This is a genomic window from Cupriavidus sp. 05T41, assembly GCF_056396525.1.
On record NZ_JBFTLQ010000001.1, the window covers coordinates 123997 to 139878 of the forward strand.

Sequence of the window (15882 nt, forward strand, 5' to 3'; positions counted from 1 at the left end):
CGCTCCCCGGCCCCGCTCCCGTATGCGGGAGCGAAGGCGCGCGGAGAGGACCGGCGCCGCTACGAAGCGCTGACGCTCGCCGGGCGCTCAGCCAGGCCAGCGGCGCCAGCGCCCGCCGCACCGGCCTGCATCGACAGCGGCGCCTGCTGCCCCGGCGCCACATAAGCCGCCTCCAGCAGCGCCCGCGTATAGGCGTGCTGCGGCCGGTCGAAGATATCGGCCACGCTGCCCTGCTCGACGATACGCCCCTGGTGCATGACGACGATGCGGTCCGCCACCTCGGACACCGCGGCCAGGTTGTGCGAGACGAAGAAGCAGGCAAAGCCGTGCTGCGCCTGCAGTTGCCGGAACAGCGTCAGCACTTGCTTCTGGATCGTCATGTCCAGCGCCGAGACCGGTTCGTCCGCCACCACAAGCGCGGGCCGCCGGATCAACGCGCGGGCAATCGCCACGCGCTGGCGCTGGCCGCCCGAGAGCGCATGCGGAAAGCGCTCGCCCAATCCATCCAGGCCCACTTCGGCCAGCATGGCGTCGACCCGCTCGCGGCGCTGCGCGCGGGTCAGCGGCTCGCCGTGGTTGAGCGGCTCGGCCACGATCTCGCCGATGCGCTGGCGCGGATCGAGCGAGGAGTACGGATCCTGGAACACCATCTGGCAGGCCAGGCGGAATTCGCGCCGGGCGTGCCTGTCGCCCGCGCCGACCGGCTGCCCGCGGAACCGGATCTCGCCGCCCTCGAGCGGCAGCAGGCCGATCATGGCGCGCCCCAGCGTGGTCTTGCCCGAGCCCGAGCCGCCCACCACCGCCACCACCTCGCCCGGCCGGATCGCCAGCGAGACCTGGTCCACCGCCAGCTTGGCGGCGGTGCGCGAGAACAGGCGCTGGGTGCCGGGATAGCCGATCGAGACGTTGCGCGCCTCGATCACGGGCGGGGCGTCGGCCACGGCGGGGCGGTTGTCGTCGCGCTGCGGCAGCGCGGCGATCAGGCTGCGCGTATAGGCCTCGCGCGGATTGCGCAGCACGTCGCAGGCGGCGCCGGACTCGACCTGGTCGCCGCGCTTGAGCACCAGCACCGAATCCGCGTAGTGCGCCACCAGTTGCAGGTCGTGCGTGACCAGAAGCACGGCGGTGCCGCTGGTGCGGGTGAGGTCCGCCATGATCTGCATGACTTCGCGCTGGCTGAGCGCGTCCAGCGCGGTGGTGGGCTCGTCGGCGATCAGCAGGCGCGGCTTGAGCAGCATCACCGAGGCCAGCATGATGCGCTGGCGCATGCCGCCCGAGAACACATGCGGATAGGCCGCCATGCAGCCTTCCGGGTCGGCGATCTGCACGCGCGCCAGCATGTCCACGGCGCGCTCGCGCGCGGCCTGCGCCGGGATCTTCTCATGCAGCATCAGGCCTTCGCACAATTGCGCGCCGACCGTCATGGCGGGGTTGAGCGAGACCATCGGCTCCTGGAACACCATGCCCGCCACCTGCCCGCGCAGCGAGCGCATGGTCCGGTCCGGCACGGCGGCGATATCGTTGCCGGCAAGCGTGATGGTGCCGCCGGTGTGGCGCACCTGCGAAGGCAGCAGCCGCATCACGGCGCGCCCGGCCATGGTCTTGCCGCTGCCGGATTCGCCCACCAGCGCAAGCACCTCGCCCTGGGCGATATCGAAGGAGATGCCGTTGAGGATGCGCGCGCCGGCGGCGCTGCGCAGCGTCAGGCCGCGCACGCTCAGCAGCGGGGCGCCCTGGTCGCCGGCGGCGGCCGTGGGGCCGGGCGCCGGACGTTCGTCAGGCGTGGGGGGATTCATCCTGGAGTTCATCCTTGCTCCATGCGGGGGTCGAGCCAGTCGCGCAGTGCGTCGCCCAGCAGGTTGATGCCGAGCAGCGTCAGCGCGATGCACACGCCCGGGGCAATGCCCAGCCATGCGGCGGATTCGATATAGGGGCGCCCGGAGGACAGCATGTTGCCCCAGGTGGGCGCCGGCGGCGGCACGCCCAGGCCGAGGAAGCTGAGCGCGCTTTCGGCCAGCACGACCCAGCCGAACATCGACGTGCCCAGCACCATCAGCGGCGCGGCGCAGTTGGGCAGGATGTGGCGCAGCATGGTGGTCAGCTCGCTGTTGCCGATCACGCGCGAGGCCTCCACGTATTCCTTCTCGCGCAGCGACAGCACGGTGCCGCGCACCAGCCGCACCGCCGTGGGCGTGTAGGCCAGCCCCAGCGCCAGCACGATGCCGTATTTGTTGGCGCCGGTGATGACCATGATGCCGAGCGCCAGCAGGATGCCCGGGAAGGCGAGCAGCGCATCGTTCATCACCATCATCAGGCGGTCGGTCTTGCCGCGGAAATAGCCGGCCACCAGCCCCAGCAGCGTGCCCAGCAGCAGCGCCACCAGCACGGTCAGCGCGGCCACCATCAGGCTGGCGCCGGCGCCAGCCAGCAGGCGCGAGAGGATGTCGCGCCCGAACTCGTCGGTGCCCAGCCAGTGCAGGCCGGAAGGCGGCTTGAGCCGCATGCGCAGGTTCAGGCGCAGGGGGTTGTAGGGCGTCCAGACCACGGAGAGCAGCGCCATCGCCGTCACCGAGGCCACCAGCAGGCCGCCCACCAGTGCATTGGTGCGTAGTTTCATGATGTCGCGACCCGCGGATCGAACAGAGGATAGAAGAGGTCCACCACCAGGTTGACCAGCACGTAGATAGCCGCGGTAAACAGCAGGCAGCCCTGCACCACGGGGTAGTCGCGCGCGAAGATCGCGTCCACCAGCAACCGCCCCAGGCCGGGCAGCGTGAACACGGTTTCGAGCACCGCGATGCCGCCCAGCAGGTTGCCCAGCACCAGCCCGATCAAGGTCCAGGTGGGGGCGAAGGCGTTGGGCAGCACGTGGCGCAGCAGCACGCGCAGCTCCGACAGGCCCTTGGCGCGGGCGTGGGTCACGTACTCCAGGCGCAGCGTCTCGATCGCGCTGGAGCGCGCCATGCGGGTGAGCACGCCCATCTCGATCAGGGTCAGGGTCACCACGGGCAGCACCAGGAAGCTTGCGGCGGCTCGCCAGTCCTGGCTGAAGGTGACGTAGCCCACCACCGGCACCCAGCCCAGCTTGAGGCCGACGAACAGCAGCAACAGCAGGCCCAGCCAGAAGCTGGGGATCGACAGGAAGAAGGTGGCGCCGGCCACGATCACCGTATCGGTCAGCGAGTTCTGCTTCCACGCGGCGATCAGCCCGGCCGGCACGGCCAGCGCGGTGGCCGCGCCCACCGCCACCAGCACGATGGCGGCGCTGACCTGGAAGCGTTCGAGCAACAGCGGCAGCACGGCCTCGCCGCTGCTCAGCGAGTGGCCCAGGTCGCCGCTGGCCATATGCGAGAGCCACAGGCCGAACTGCAGCAGGATGGGTTTGTCGAGGCCGAACTGGGTGCGCAGGTCGGCAAGTTGCTCGGGCGTGCCGGCATCGCCCAGGATGAGCTGGGCCGGGTCGCCCGGGATCAGCCGCATCAGGACGAATACCAGCGCCGCCACCAGCAGCAGCGTGGGCAGCGTCCACAGCACGCGCCTGAGCAGGTAGAGCAGGAAGGACGAAGACAAGGGGTGGCTCCGGTTATTGACAGTGTGCAGTGAGGCGGGCCATCAAGCGCGCCGCCAGGCGCTCAGCGGCCCGCCATCGACACGCCCCAGGCACGCGGCTGGCCCAGAGGCCAGCCCTTGTAGCCCTTCACGTAATCGCGCGCGGCGCTGGTGCGCATTTCCGAGTAGAAGAACACTGCCGGCACGTCTTCGCGCAGGCGGGCGTCGAGGCCGTCGAACATGGCCTGGCGCTGCGTGCGGTCCGACAGGCTCATGCTGTTGTTGAGCAGGCGGATGGCGTCGGCGGTGTCCCACACCTTGCGCGGCTGCTTGTCCTTCGGGCCGATGATCATGTCGTAGGACAGCGACGCGTCCAGCCGCGCGGAATAGCTGAAGGCCATGGCCTGGTAGTCGCCGCGGTTATAGCGGTCGAGCAGGGTGGCCCAGTCCAGCACTTCCACGTCCACGCGCAGGCCGGCCTCGCTGGCCATGGCCTGGGTCAGCACCGCCATGTCGAACAGCGAGTTGTAGCGCTTGGTGGTCAGGATCTTGATGGGCTGGCCACGGTAGCCCGCTTCGGCCAGCAGCTTGCGCGCGGCTTCGATGTCGCGCCCCGGCATGCCGGCCTGCGCGCGGCCGTAGTAAGGGCTGGGGCGCGGGATGGCGGAGCGGCTGGGCTGCGAGCCGCCTTCGGTGATGGCACCGACCATCTCGGGCACATCCATCGACAGCGCCAGCGCGCGGCGGATGCGCACGTCCTTGAGCAGCGGGTCGCGGGTCTGGAACAGCAGGCCGTTGAGGCCCATGGTGGGCACGCTCTCCAGCACCAGGTCGCGGCGCTTGCGGTATTCGGGCAGGTCGTTGTCTTCCACGTCGAAGATCATGTCGACGCCGCCCGACAGAAGCGCGGCCTTGGCCGCCGCCACGTCGGGGATGACGATGAAGCGTACCTTGCCCACCTCGGCGGTCTTGTTGCCGGTGGCGCCGTCGCGCTTGCCGGGCAGCGCCGCGTAGGACGGGTTGCGCACCAGTTCCATGTACTGGCCGCGCTTCCACTCCGAGAACCTGAACGGCCCGGTGCCGACCGGCTCGCGCCACTTGCCGTCGGGGCCGACGGAGCTGCGGTGGTAGATGCCGGTGCCGCCGCAGTCGGGACGCGCGAGCGTCTGGAGGAACAGCGCGGAAGGGCGGTCCAGCGTGTAGACCACGGTAGACGCGTCCTTCGCTTCGACCTTCAGCACCTTGGCCTGGCCGCGCCCGTCGAACTCCGACAGGCAGCGCCAGTTGTTGCCCGGCGTCATGTAGCGGTTCCACGAATACACCACGTCGTCGGCCGTGACCGGCGCGCCGTTGTGGAATTTCAGCCCGGGGCGCAGCACGAAGGTGTAGGTGGTGCCGTCGGCCGAGGGTGTCACGCTCTGCGCCAGCAGCGGCCCCACGGTGGTGTCTTCGCGGAACGCGACCAGGCCTTCGAGCATGTGCGCGACCACCGCATCGCTGTTGGCGTCGCGGTTCACGCCCGGGTCGGTCGAGCGCACGTCGGCGTTCAGGCGGATGCGCAGGGTGTCCTGCGCGGGCTGGGCGTGCAGGCCCGGCGCGGCCAGCGCCAGGCATGCCGCCAGGGTGGATATGGCCGTCAGCAGCCGGGTCAGCGGCCGCGCGGCGGTGGTTCGTCTCGTCTCCATGGCTCCTCCGCGCCGCGTCAGGCCGCCACTGCCCGTGCGTGGGCCGGGGCGGCGGCGCCGCTCCGCTGGATCTCCATATCCAGGCGGAAGGTGGCGAAGGTGGGGTGCAGCGCCGGCAGCATCGAGACTTCCATCACGCCCAGTTCCGGCTCCATCACGATCATCGCCACGGTGGCCGACAGGTTGTTGCTCGAGTTCGGGCGCGGCGGGCGGCAAACCGAATACGGCGTCTCGAAGTCGTCGAACAGCGCGCGCTTGATGGTGTCCACGGTGATGTTGCCGATATGCGGCTGCACCAGCTGGCGCACGCGCTCGTCGCGGTACAGCGAATCCGGCATCTTCTGGATGCCCAGGTCGCGCAGCTTGGTCAGCGCCACCGGGCTCAGCCAGTGGTTGGCATGCACGAGCACGCCGCGCTCGGGCAGCACCTGGAAGGTTTCATCGGGCGCGCATTCGAAGTTGATGGCCACGCCGTCGGCGTGCGCCACCATCATATTGTTGGCGGCGGACTTGGCGGTCACGTACACCGACTGCATGGCAAAGGCCAGGCGCCGCTGCTCCAGCACCTTGCGGCGGATCAGCGCCAGCGGCACGCCCAGCGTGCGGTAATCCCGCTCGCACTCCAGGTAGTTGGCCGTGATCGAGATGCCGGCCGCGTTCATGCCCGAGCGCGCCAGCGCGCCGGCTTCGGTGAAGGTCAGGAAATCGGGGCCGTCGTCGCGCCTGACCTTCAGCACCACGGACGATTCCGCGCACTCCGCCTTCCAGTCCCAGTTCTGCGCGTGGATCACGCGGCCGCTGGCGGTGGCGCCGGGCAGCGCCAGCACGCCGGTGCAGCCGTCCGGGTCCAGCGGCACCGGCTGCTGGTTGCGCATGCGGTCGGCCAGCTTGAGCACTTCGGTGCGCGCGTTGAGCATCACCACGGCGGCGTACTCCACCTGCGCGCCTTCGGCGATGCCTTTCATTTCCTCGATATAGTTCGGGTCGAACGCGGCAATGGTGGGCTCGAAGGTGGCCACGATCTTGCGCAGCTCCGGCCAGCCCAGCTGGTTGCTCTCGAGTTGTCGCGCATAGTGCTCGATGCCGCGCTTGATGCGCACGACGGCCTGTTCGCCGTATTGCCGGCCACGCTCGCGCGGCGCGCCGCTGACTTCGATCAGCGGGCAGTGGGGAACGGTGTCATGGATGGCGGTTTGGTCCGGGGAAGCGGGATGGCTGGTCATGGGAGCGTTTTCGGCGTCAAATAATTGCGTAACTTGCGGAAAGTCTGCGTAAGGGTCTGCGGAAAGTCTGCGTAAAGGCCTGCATAAAGGCGGTAACGGCGCGCTGTCTTGATGGCGTCACGGCAGTGTGCCGTCAGGTGTGCTATAAATAGTGTATTTTGTGAGTACAAAAAAATCAATGGATACTTCACCGGAGATCCCCGAGTCGACTGGACGCGTGCGCCTGGCGCTGGGCTACCGCATTGCGCAGTGGATTCGCGACGAGTCGCTGCAGGCCGGCGACCGCCTCAACGAGCAGCGCCTGGCCGAGCACCTGGGCGTGTCGCGCACACCGATCCGCGCCGCGCTGGATCACCTGGAGGCGCAGGGTTTCGTGCAGCGGCGCCGCAACAAGGGGGTGGAACTGCTGGCGCATCCGCCGCTGGAGGCGCCGACAGAGGCGGCCGGCGAAGGCGGGGATGAATTGCTGGTGCGCATCGCGCACGACCGCCGGCGGGAGATCCTGCCCGACGAGGTTTCCGAGCGCGACCTGATGGAGCGCTACGGCGAGACGCGCGCCACCATCAAGCAGGCGCTGGTGCGCCTGGCCGACCTGGGCCTGGCCGAGCGCCGCCTGGGCTACCGCTGGAAATTCCAGGACTCGGCCTGGTACAACGAGGCGCGGCTGGAGAGCTACCGCTTCCGCATGGCGATCGAGCCGGCGGCCATCCTGGAGCCCGGGTTTGCGCTGTCGCCCGAATGGGCCGCGCGCATGCGCATCGAGCATTCCGCCTTTCTCACGCAGCCGTGGACCGAGGCCTCCAGCGTGGCCTTCTTCGAGACCAACGCGGCCTTCCACGAAGGGCTGGCGCTGGCCTCCGGCAACCGTTTCTACGCCGATGCAGTCCGGCGCATGAACCGGCTGCGGCGCCTGTCCAACTACGACTGGAAGCACGGCCACGGCCGCGTGGAAGTGAGCTGCCACGAGCACCTGGGCATTCTTGCCGCGCTCGAATCGGGCAACCGCGAAGGCGCGGCCGAACTGATGCGCAAGCACCTGGACGTCGCCAGCAGGCTGACGTCGGGCGTGCGCTCCGGCGAAGACTGAGCGCGTCAGGAGAGCTTGTAGCTCTGCAGGTGGATGCTGGTTTCCGTGGCGCTGATGCCCTTGATCAGCCGCACGCGTTCCAGCACGTTGGCCAGTCCTTCCAGGGTCGAGGCGCGCACCTCGGCCAGCAGGTCCCACCTGCCATTGGTGTCATGCAGCGCCGCGATGCCGGGCTCCCCCAGCAGCGTGGCGATCACCTCGCGCGTCTGGTTGCCGTCCACGGCAACGCTCATCCATGCGGCAATCGCATCCGGCCGCGCCTCGGGGCGCAGCTGCACCGTATAGCCCACGATCACCCCGGATTTTTCCAGCCGCGCCATGCGGTTGGTGATGGTCGTGCGCGCCACGCCGAGCCGGTGCGCGAGCAGGGCCACGCTGGCGCGGGCGTCGGCGCGCAGCAGCGCCAGCAGTTGGTGGTCGAAGGCGTCCATGTGGGTCCATATGGGTCGATGTGTCGAAACGAAAGTCGTTGTGGTCATTCTGATGCGATGATAGTATTTTGTTGACACAATAACCACTTCATTTTGGCTTTGCCGGCTGGAAGAATGGGTGTGTTCCGCATAGGCGCCAATACGCACCAAGGCGCACCCATGCGCGCCGACATGCACCCACCAATTCCACCGGAGACCCACATGACCTTGTTCCTTTCACCCAGCCACGTATCGCGCATCGTCGCCGAGCGCGGCCTCGGCCACGCCCTGCGCGGCATGGCCGCCTATATCCGCGAGGATTTCCTGCGCTGGCAGGACTTCGACAAATCCGCCCGTGTGGCCACGCATTCGGCGCTCGGCGTGATCGAACTGATGCCGATCGCCGATGCCCGCCTCTACAGCTTCAAGTACGTCAACGGCCACCCGGCCAACACCCGCGCCGGCCTGCCCACCGTGATGGCCTTCGGCGTGCTGGCCGACGTGGACACCGGTGAGCCGGTCCTGCTCAGCGAGCTGACCCTGACCACCGCGCTGCGCACTGCGGCCACGTCCGCGGTGGCCGCCAGCCAGCTCGCGCGGGCCGGCGCCACCACCATGGCGCTGGTCGGCAACGGTGCGCAGAGCGAGTTCCAGGCGCTGGCCTTCTATCACCTGCTGGGCATCCGGCGCATCCAGGCCTTTGACGTCGATCCCGCCGCCACCGCCAAGCTGCGCCGCAACCTGGCCGATGTGCCCGGGCTGGAAGTGCGCGCCTGCGCCAGCACGGCCGAAGCCGTGCGCGGCGCCGACATCGTCACCACGGTCACCGCCGACAAGGCGCTCGCCACCATCCTCACGCCCGGCATGATCGAGCCGGGCATGCACCTGAACGCCGTGGGCGGCGATTGCCCCGGCAAGACCGAGCTGCATCCGGACATCCTGCGTGGCGCCAGCGTGTTCGTCGAGTTCGAGCCGCAGAGCCGCATCGAGGGCGACGTGCAGCAGATGCCGGCCGATTTCCCCGTCACCGAGCTGTGGTCGGTGCTGGCCGGCCGCGTGCCGGGCCGGCGCGATGCGGGCGAGGTCACCGTGTTCGATTCGGTCGGTTTCGCGCTGGAAGATTACTCGGCGCTGCGCTACCTGCGCGACCAGGCCATCGCGCTGGGGCTGGGCGAGGACGCGGCGCTGATCCCGCGCCTGCCCGATCCCAAGGACCTGTTCGCGCAGCTCGCCAGCCCGTGCGTGCCGCCCGCACCGCCGCGGGCCGCGCCGCTCGCGCAGCCCGTCAACTAAGCCAGGCCCCCCGAGGGCAAGACCCACTAGCGAAGACACACACCATGCAAAGCCAGATCCATCCCCTGATCTCCCCTGCGCCCGGGCTTGCCCTGCAGCTCACCAGCCACCATTTCGGCGACGCTGCCGCCGGGCGCAAGATCTACCTGCAGGCCGGCCTGCACGCCGACGAGATCCCCGCCATGCTGGTGGCCGTCACGCTCAAGGCGCGCCTGCGCGAGCTGGAGGCGCAGGGCCGGCTGCGCGCGCAGGTGGTGCTGGTCAGCGCCGCCAATCCGCTCGGGCTTGGCCAGGCGGTGCTGGGCAGTTTCATCGGCCGCTTCGACCTGGCCAGTGGCAATAACTTCAACCGCGGCTTCCCGATGCTGTTCAAGGACATTGCGGCGGCGGTGGAGGGCAAGCTCACGCAGGACAGCGCGCACAATCTGCGTACCATCCGCGCGGCCTGGCGCGAAGCGCTGCTGGCGCGCCCCGCCGTCAATGCCTTCAAGTCTTTGCAACACGCGCTGATGCTGCTGGCGCACGATGCGGACGTCGTGCTCGACCTGCACTGCTCGCGCGAGGCCGCCATGCATGTCTACACCGGCGATGCGATCTGGCCGGAGGTCGAGCCGCTGGCGCGCTATCTCGGCGCCACCGCCAGCCTGCTGGCGCTCGATTCCGGCGCGCACTCCTTCGACGAAGCGCACAGCTACACCTGGTGGCAGTTGCAGCAGGAATTCGGCAAGCGCTTTCCCATTCCCCACGGCAGCATCGCCGTGACCGTGGAGCACCGCGGCCAGCGCGACGTGACCGATGCCCTGGCGCAGCAGGACACGCAGGCGCTGCTCGACTACCTGACCCATATCGGCGCGATCGACGGCGACGCGCCGCCCTTGCCGCCGCTGCTCCAGCCGGCAACGCCGCTGGCCGGCAGCGAGCAGTTCGTGGCGCCCGCGGCGGGCCTGCTGGTCTATCGCGCGCCGATGGGCGCGCAGGTGAAGGCGGGGCAGCCCCTGTTCGATATCGTCGATCCGGTGGAGGGCACGCGCGAGACCATCGTCAGCCATACCGACGGTGTCTTCTACATGGGCCGCGAGGTGCGCTACGTGAAGCCGGGCGACCAGATCGGCCGGGTCTCCGGCGCGCGGGCATTCCGCGTGGGGAACCTGCTGGGGCCGTGAGGGCGTGCCTGTCTGCCGGGCTACCGGCGGGGGTGGCGCTACACTGCTGCCTGGCTCGCCGGCAGCTGGTGCCGGCCGACTTCTCGCGCGCACGCGCAGGTATCCGGATGCAAGGCACTGTTCCCGATCATTTCGATCATTTGGCACAACCCGATACCGCGGCCGCGCTGGCCGCGGTCGCGGCTCTAGAACGCCAGGCCGGCCGCACGGTCACCGATGCCGGCGGCTGCCGCGTGGTGTGGCGCCGCTTCGGCCAGGGGCGTCCGCTGATCCTGCTGCATGGCGGGCACGGCAGCTGGCTGCACTGGGTGCGCAATATCGAGGCACTGGCCGCGCGGCGCACCGTATGGGCCCCCGACATGCCGGGCTTCGGCGAATCGGGGGACATTGCCAGCGAGCTGCCCCTCATTGCCGGCACGCTGGCCGCCGCCGCCGCGCAATTGCCCGGCTGCGCGGACGGCTTCGACCTTGCCGGCTTTTCCTTTGGCGGGCTGGTCGCCGCCAACGTCGCTGCCAACGTCACGGCCTCGGCCGGCGCGGTGGGCCGGCTGGCCTTGCTGGGTTCGGCCGGGCACGCTGGCGTGCGGCGCCAGCAGCAGGCGCTGGTGGACTGGCGCAAGGCGCCGGACGAGCGCGCGCTGGCGCAAGCCATGTGCCACAATCTCGCCGCCTTCATGATTGCCGACCCCGCGCGTATCGACGCCATGGCGCTGCATGCGCATACCGAGTCTTGCAGGCATACGCGCTTTCGCAGCAAGCCGATCTCGCGCGCGGGCGGCTTGCGCGAGGCGCTCGACCGCTTTGGCGGCGACGTGCTGCTCGCCTGGGGCGAGCACGACGTGACCGCCGAACCGATGGCGGCGGCGCAGGCCATGGCGCAGGGCGACGCGCGGCGGCAGGTGCGCATCGTGCCCGGCGCCGGCCACTGGGTCCAGTACGAAGCGCACGAGCAAGTCAATGCGCTGCTGGACGGCTGGCTGGCATAAGCCGGCCTATCCTCATATCGTCCGACACGCCTCGGTGCCCGCCGGCGCGGCCTGCCTGGCTGGACGCACACGACGGGCGCCCGTAGCGCCCGGCATCGAGGCTGAGCGGCCGGCAATCCGGCCGGACCGGCGATTCTTCCGCTGGCATCAAGAGTGTTTTCCCGTTCGGGCATTTCTTTCCGGCAGGCGGAAGGCTAACGTGCACAAAGATGTTGCGCGGACGCAGGCCTGTCTGCAGGCGCAGCGCAAAGTGCGAAATAAAACACATTGGTGCGGGCGCGGTCCCGACCCATGCGGAGGAAGACAAGATCATGTCCATATCGTTTGTCTATGCAAGCCAGCCCACGCGCGTGCTGTTCGGAGCCGGCAAGCTGGACCAGCTCGCCGCCGAACTCGGGCGGCTAGGCGCCACCCGCGCGCTGGTCCTGTGCACGCCGAACCAGGTGGCGGAGGCCACGCGCGTGTCGGAACAGCTCGGGCCCTTGTCGGCCGGCGTCTACGACGGCGCGGTCATGCATGTGCCGCTGGAATCGGCCCGCGCCGCCATTGCGCACGCGCAGGCGGTCGGCGCCGATTGCATGGTCGCGCTGGGCGGTGGGTCCACCACCGGCCTGGGCAAGGCGGTGGCGCTGACCTCCGGCCTGCCCATCGTGGCGATCCCCACCACCTATGCCGGCTCGGAGATGACGTCGATCTACGGCATCACCGACGCCGGCCTGAAGAAGACCGGACGCGATGCGCGCGTGCTGCCGCGCACCGTGATCTACGATCCCGTGCTGACGACCGGCCTGCCGGTGGCGCTGAGCGTGACCAGCGGCCTGAACGCGATCGCCCATGCCGCCGAAGGCCTTTATGCGGAGGATGCCAATCCGGTCACGTCCCTGATGGCCGAGGAGGGCATCCGCGCGCTGGCCAGCGGCATTGCGCGTATCTTCGAAGCCCCGGCCGATCTCGATGCGCGCGCCGACTGCCTCTACGGCGCCTGGCTGTGCGGCACGGTGCTGGGCAGCGTGGGCATGGCGCTGCATCACAAGCTGTGCCACACGCTCGGCGGCAGCTTCAACCTGCCGCATGCCGAGACCCATACCGTGGTGCTGCCACACGCCATTGCCTATAACGCCAGTGCGGCGCCCGAAGCCATGGCGCGCATCCGCCGCGCCTTGGGCAGCGGCAACACTTCGGCGGCACGCGCCCTGTACGACCTCGCAGCGCGGCACGGTGCGCCGACCGCGCTGCGCGACATCGGCATGCGCGCCGAAGACCTGGACCGCGCCGCCGATATCGCGCTGGCCAACCCTTACTGGAATCCGCGCCCGATCGAGCGCGCGCCGATCCGCGAATTGCTGCAGGCGGCCTTCGAGGGCGCACGCCCCGACTGAGGCGCGCAGGCGAACCAGCACGGCGCAACACAGCGCCATACAACACAGCACGACACACACTGGAGACAGCAATGCAAATCGGCTTTATCGGAACCGGCAAGATGGGTTTGCCCATGGCGCGCCACCTGGCCGCGGCCGGACATGAGGTCACCGGCTTCGACCTGGCGCCCGCCGTGCTGGACGCAGCGCGCCAGGCCGGCCTGAAGACGGCCGCGTCGCTGGCGCAGGCATGCGGCGGCAAGGACATCCTGTTCAGCTCGCTGCCGCACGACGCGGCGTTCGAGGCGGTCGGCGCGCAGGTGGCGGAACTGGCGGCGCCGGGCACGCTGTACATCGATACCAGCACGGTGTCGCCGCAGGCGTCCGCGCGCGTGGCGGCGCTGCTTGCGCAACGCGATGTCCGGTACCTGCGCGTGACAGTGTCCGGCAACAACAAGATGGCCGAAGCCGCCCAGCTCACCGCGCTGGTGTCCGGTCCAGAGGCCGCCTATGAACAGGCCAGGCCCCTGCTGGCGGCGCTCGGGCCGGCCCAGTTCTACCTGGGCGAGGCGGAACAGGCGCGCCTGATGAAGCTGGTGGTGAACCTGATGATCGGCCTGACCTCCGGCATGCTGGCCGAAGCGCTGACGCTGGGCGCCAAGGGCGGCCTGAAGTGGCAGGACATGTGGTCGGTGATCACCGCCAGTGCGGTGGCCGCGCCCATCGTCAAGGCCAAGTCAGCGCAGTTGGTGGAGCATGACTACACGCCCACCTTCACGGTGGACCAGATGCTCAAGGACGTAGGGCTGATCCTGGATGCCGGTGCGGATCTGCGCGTGCCCTTGTCGCTGACCGCGCTGCTCGGCCAGATGCTGCAGGGCGCTGCGGCGCAGGGCATGGCTGGTGATGACTACGCGGCGGTGATCAAGGCTGCGCGGTTGGGGGCGGGGTTGACGGTGGAGGGATAAGGGGGGGTGGATTTTGGTCTTTAGGTGTTTGATATGATGTGATTTGATTCAAGGGATTTGGATTCAAAGTCAACTTCAAGGATTAAAATCTTCAAAGCTTCAAATTAAAAGTCAACTTCAAAGTCAACGGCTTTCGCTCCCCCGGAGCGACCTACTTTCTTTTTTCCGAAAAGAAAGTAGGCAAAGAAAGCGGACTGCCTGGCCGGCAGGGGCAGAAACATTGGGATTTCTGGTGTTTCTGGTTTCGTCGTGGGGTTCTTGGTTCTGCTTGCATCCTGCCGTTACCGGTTTTGGCGGTCGCTATCCTGCGGGTGGCGTTCGATTCGTGGTGGCGCTACATGATGGCGGCAGCCCAGGTGGTTCAATCTGCTGCCGCGACCGGGGCGGATGGGGACGTCATAGGAGCGGCACTGGTTTCGTGGTGGGCGCGGTGGCCCCTGTTTGAGCTCGGTGCCTCATAGCTCCCGTGCCTAATAGCGCCAGCTTCAGAAATAAGCGGTGGGCGCGGTGGCCCCTGTTTGAGTTCGGTGCCTCATAGCTCCGTGCCTAATAGCGTCAGCTTCAGAAATAAGCGGTGGCCGGCTTGAAGTAACCCGGCACACCCGCGCCCCGGTCCACCGCGCCCACCACGAAACCACGAGAGTGCTATGTCGTGGCCGCTCAAGCCGGTAACGGCAGATGGCAGAACTGGCAGTGTGCTCGCCATCATAGGTCTGACCCCGAAACCACTGCAGCCAGCAAGATCGCGGCCGCCCGCCCCGGTAACGGCAGGATGCAAGCAGAACCAAAAACCCCACGACGAAACCAGCAACACGAGAAATCCCAACGTTTCTGCCCCTGCCGGCCAGGCAGCCCGCTTTCTTTGCCTACTTTCTTTTCGGGGAAAAGAAAGTAGGTCGCTCCGGGGGAGCGAAAGCCTTTGACGTTGAATTTGACTTTGAAGTTGAAATTGAAGTTGAAGTTGAAGTTGACTTTAAGATCTTGATGTGTACGTTTTATAGGGAGGTTCTACAGACCGCCGGAAAAACAAAAAATCCTCAAGAAGTCCACTTCCTCTCATAATCCATCCGCTCGAAGTGCGCCACCAAAAAATCAATAAACAACCGCACCTTCGCAGCCAGATAGCGCCGGCTCTGAAACGCAATATTAATGGTAAGACGAGGCAAATCCCAGTCATCCAGCACCGGAATCAGCCTCCCCGCCACGATATCGTCGTAGATGATGTACTTGGGCTGCACCAGGATGCCCAGGCCTTCCATCGCCGCGGCGCGAATCACCTGCCCGTCGTTGGATTCGAGCTTGCTGCGCACCGTCACGCCCCTTTCCTCGCCGCCGCGCGTGAAGTTCAGCTCGTGCGGACGGTTGGCGTACGAATAGATCAGCATCTGGTGGCGCAGCAGGTCTTCTACCTCGCGCGGCGCGCCCATGCGGTCCAGGTAACGCGGTGAGGCCGCCAGCACGCGCCTGGTCTCGGCCAGCCGGCGCACCGTCAGGCCGGAATCGGGCTCGAACTCGCGCGTGCGGATGGCGAGGTCGATGCCGCTGTCCATGATGTCGTAGTAGCGGTTGGCGGTGAGGATATTGACGTCCACCTTCGGGTAGAGCCGGGTGAATTCCGGCAGCAGCGGCGCCAGGTGCTTCATCGAGAACGACATCGAGGCCGTGATCGTCAGCGTGCCGCCCGGCTCCAGCACATTGGCGTTGACGGCCGCCTCCGCTTCCTTGATTTCCGCCAGCACGCCCTTGCAGCGGCGGAAGAATTCGTGCCCCACGTCGGTCAGGTAGAGGCGCCGCGTATTGCGCTCGATCAGGCGCGCCGACAGGCGCTGCTCCAGCGAGGCCAGGTAGCGGCTGGCCGCCGCATTGGAGATATCCAGGCTGTCGGCAGCCTTGGTGATGCTGCCCAGTTCGGCGGTCTGCACGAACAGTTCGAGTTCGGTCCAGCGGTCCATCTTCGTCTCCCCTTTGTCTTTGACCCGGTGCGGACGCTGCGGCCAGGCGCCGCATGATTCTCTCGCCTGGCGGAAAGAAGATTTCCTTATCCGTCGTTTTTTTCCGTTTGCCGGGAGTATAGAGTTTGTTCCAGCGCATGTCAGCCCGCGCGGTCCCTGCAAAGGCCACCCGCTGACACGTAGCCCGCCATACACAGAGCGGCACGCT

Annotated in this window: 13 protein-coding genes; 6 read left to right on the plus strand and 7 right to left on the minus strand. The window is 67.9% G+C overall.

The genetic code is table 11. From position 1 onward, the window contains the following. Positions 1-59 precede the first annotated feature (59 nt). The 5 genes from AC1DKV_RS00590 to AC1DKV_RS00610 all read right to left on the minus strand — a co-directional run bounded on the left by AC1DKV_RS00590 (position 60) and on the right by AC1DKV_RS00610 (position 6457). On the minus strand, positions 60-1808 hold the full coding sequence (locus AC1DKV_RS00590) for a dipeptide ABC transporter ATP-binding protein (protein WP_441614183.1): 1749 nt from the start codon (positions 1806-1808) through the stop codon (positions 60-62). After that, a complete protein-coding gene (locus AC1DKV_RS00595; protein WP_441643224.1) occupies positions 1805-2617 on the minus strand; it encodes an ABC transporter permease in 813 nt (270 codons plus the stop codon). Before AC1DKV_RS00595 ends, AC1DKV_RS00590 begins: the two co-directional genes overlap by 4 nt. Then, a complete protein-coding gene (locus AC1DKV_RS00600) occupies positions 2614-3570 on the minus strand; it encodes an ABC transporter permease (RefSeq protein ID WP_441614185.1) in 957 nt (318 codons plus the stop codon). Before AC1DKV_RS00600 ends, AC1DKV_RS00595 begins: the two co-directional genes overlap by 4 nt. Before the next feature lie 62 nt (positions 3571-3632). Next, positions 3633-5234: an ABC transporter substrate-binding protein gene (locus AC1DKV_RS00605; protein ID WP_441614186.1), complete on the minus strand. Its 1602-nt coding sequence runs from the start codon at positions 5232-5234 to the stop codon at positions 3633-3635. A gap of 17 nt (positions 5235-5251) precedes the next feature. Continuing rightward, entirely contained in the window at positions 5252-6457 is a 1206-nt protein-coding gene (locus AC1DKV_RS00610; RefSeq protein ID WP_441643225.1) for a C45 family autoproteolytic acyltransferase/hydolase, read from the minus strand. A 178-nt stretch (positions 6458-6635) separates the two neighbouring features. On the opposite strand from AC1DKV_RS00610, the gene AC1DKV_RS00615 reads away from it, so the two are divergent. Further along, positions 6636-7544, plus strand: coding sequence for a GntR family transcriptional regulator (locus AC1DKV_RS00615; protein ID WP_441614188.1), 909 nt, complete (start codon positions 6636-6638; stop codon positions 7542-7544). A gap of 5 nt (positions 7545-7549) precedes the next feature. On the opposite strand, the gene AC1DKV_RS00620 is transcribed toward AC1DKV_RS00615, so the two are convergent. Then, the gene (locus tag AC1DKV_RS00620) at positions 7550-7975 is read right to left on the minus strand and encodes an Lrp/AsnC family transcriptional regulator (RefSeq protein WP_441614189.1); all 426 of its coding nucleotides are present in this window, start codon (positions 7973-7975) and stop codon (positions 7550-7552) included. A gap of 201 nt (positions 7976-8176) precedes the next feature. On the opposite strand from AC1DKV_RS00620, the gene AC1DKV_RS00625 reads away from it, so the two are divergent. The 5 genes from AC1DKV_RS00625 to AC1DKV_RS00645 all read left to right on the plus strand — a co-directional run bounded on the left by AC1DKV_RS00625 (position 8177) and on the right by AC1DKV_RS00645 (position 13722). Then, a complete protein-coding gene (locus AC1DKV_RS00625; protein ID WP_441614190.1) occupies positions 8177-9247 on the plus strand; it encodes an ornithine cyclodeaminase in 1071 nt (356 codons plus the stop codon). A gap of 44 nt (positions 9248-9291) precedes the next feature. Next, positions 9292-10410, plus strand: coding sequence for a succinylglutamate desuccinylase/aspartoacylase family protein (locus tag AC1DKV_RS00630; protein ID WP_441614191.1), 1119 nt, complete (start codon positions 9292-9294; stop codon positions 10408-10410). A gap of 107 nt (positions 10411-10517) precedes the next feature. Next, on the plus strand, positions 10518-11396 hold the full coding sequence (locus AC1DKV_RS00635) for an alpha/beta fold hydrolase (protein WP_441614192.1): 879 nt from the start codon (positions 10518-10520) through the stop codon (positions 11394-11396). A gap of 311 nt (positions 11397-11707) precedes the next feature. Further along, positions 11708-12775: a maleylacetate reductase gene (locus AC1DKV_RS00640; RefSeq protein ID WP_441614193.1), complete on the plus strand. Its 1068-nt coding sequence runs from the start codon at positions 11708-11710 to the stop codon at positions 12773-12775. Between the two features lie 71 nt (positions 12776-12846). After that, positions 12847-13722 (plus strand): NAD(P)-dependent oxidoreductase, encoded by an 876-nt coding sequence (locus tag AC1DKV_RS00645; RefSeq protein ID WP_441614194.1) that lies wholly within the window; start codon positions 12847-12849, stop codon positions 13720-13722. Positions 13723-14759: 1037 nt separating this feature from the next. Here AC1DKV_RS00645 and AC1DKV_RS00650 read toward each other — a convergent pair. Beyond that, complete coding sequence (locus tag AC1DKV_RS00650; RefSeq protein ID WP_441614195.1) at positions 14760-15674, minus strand: LysR family transcriptional regulator; 915 nt, start codon at positions 15672-15674, stop codon at positions 14760-14762. Positions 15675-15882: the final 208 nt, after the last annotated feature.

Excerpts from the sequence above, each read along its gene's own strand:
- AC1DKV_RS00590 (WP_441614183.1), bottom strand. The coding sequence starts at position 1,808 with ATGAACTCCAGGATGAATCCCCCCACGCCTGACGAACGTCCGGCGCCC.
- AC1DKV_RS00595 (WP_441643224.1), bottom strand. The coding sequence starts at position 2,617 with ATGAAACTACGCACCAATGCACTGGTGGGCGGCCTGCTGGTGGCCTCG.
- AC1DKV_RS00605 (WP_441614186.1), bottom strand. The coding sequence starts at position 5,234 with ATGGAGACGAGACGAACCACCGCCGCGCGGCCGCTGACCCGGCTGCTG.
- AC1DKV_RS00610 (WP_441643225.1), bottom strand. The coding sequence starts at position 6,457 with ATGACCAGCCATCCCGCTTCCCCGGACCAAACCGCCATCCATGACACC.
- AC1DKV_RS00615 (WP_441614188.1), top strand. The coding sequence starts at position 6,636 with ATGGATACTTCACCGGAGATCCCCGAGTCGACTGGACGCGTGCGCCTG.
- AC1DKV_RS00620 (WP_441614189.1), bottom strand. The coding sequence starts at position 7,975 with ATGGACGCCTTCGACCACCAACTGCTGGCGCTGCTGCGCGCCGACGCC.
- AC1DKV_RS00625 (WP_441614190.1), top strand. The coding sequence starts at position 8,177 with ATGACCTTGTTCCTTTCACCCAGCCACGTATCGCGCATCGTCGCCGAG.
- AC1DKV_RS00630 (WP_441614191.1), top strand. The coding sequence starts at position 9,292 with ATGCAAAGCCAGATCCATCCCCTGATCTCCCCTGCGCCCGGGCTTGCC.
- AC1DKV_RS00635 (WP_441614192.1), top strand. The coding sequence starts at position 10,518 with ATGCAAGGCACTGTTCCCGATCATTTCGATCATTTGGCACAACCCGAT.
- AC1DKV_RS00640 (WP_441614193.1), top strand. The coding sequence starts at position 11,708 with ATGTCCATATCGTTTGTCTATGCAAGCCAGCCCACGCGCGTGCTGTTC.
- AC1DKV_RS00645 (WP_441614194.1), top strand. The coding sequence starts at position 12,847 with ATGCAAATCGGCTTTATCGGAACCGGCAAGATGGGTTTGCCCATGGCG.
- AC1DKV_RS00650 (WP_441614195.1), bottom strand. The coding sequence starts at position 15,674 with ATGGACCGCTGGACCGAACTCGAACTGTTCGTGCAGACCGCCGAACTG.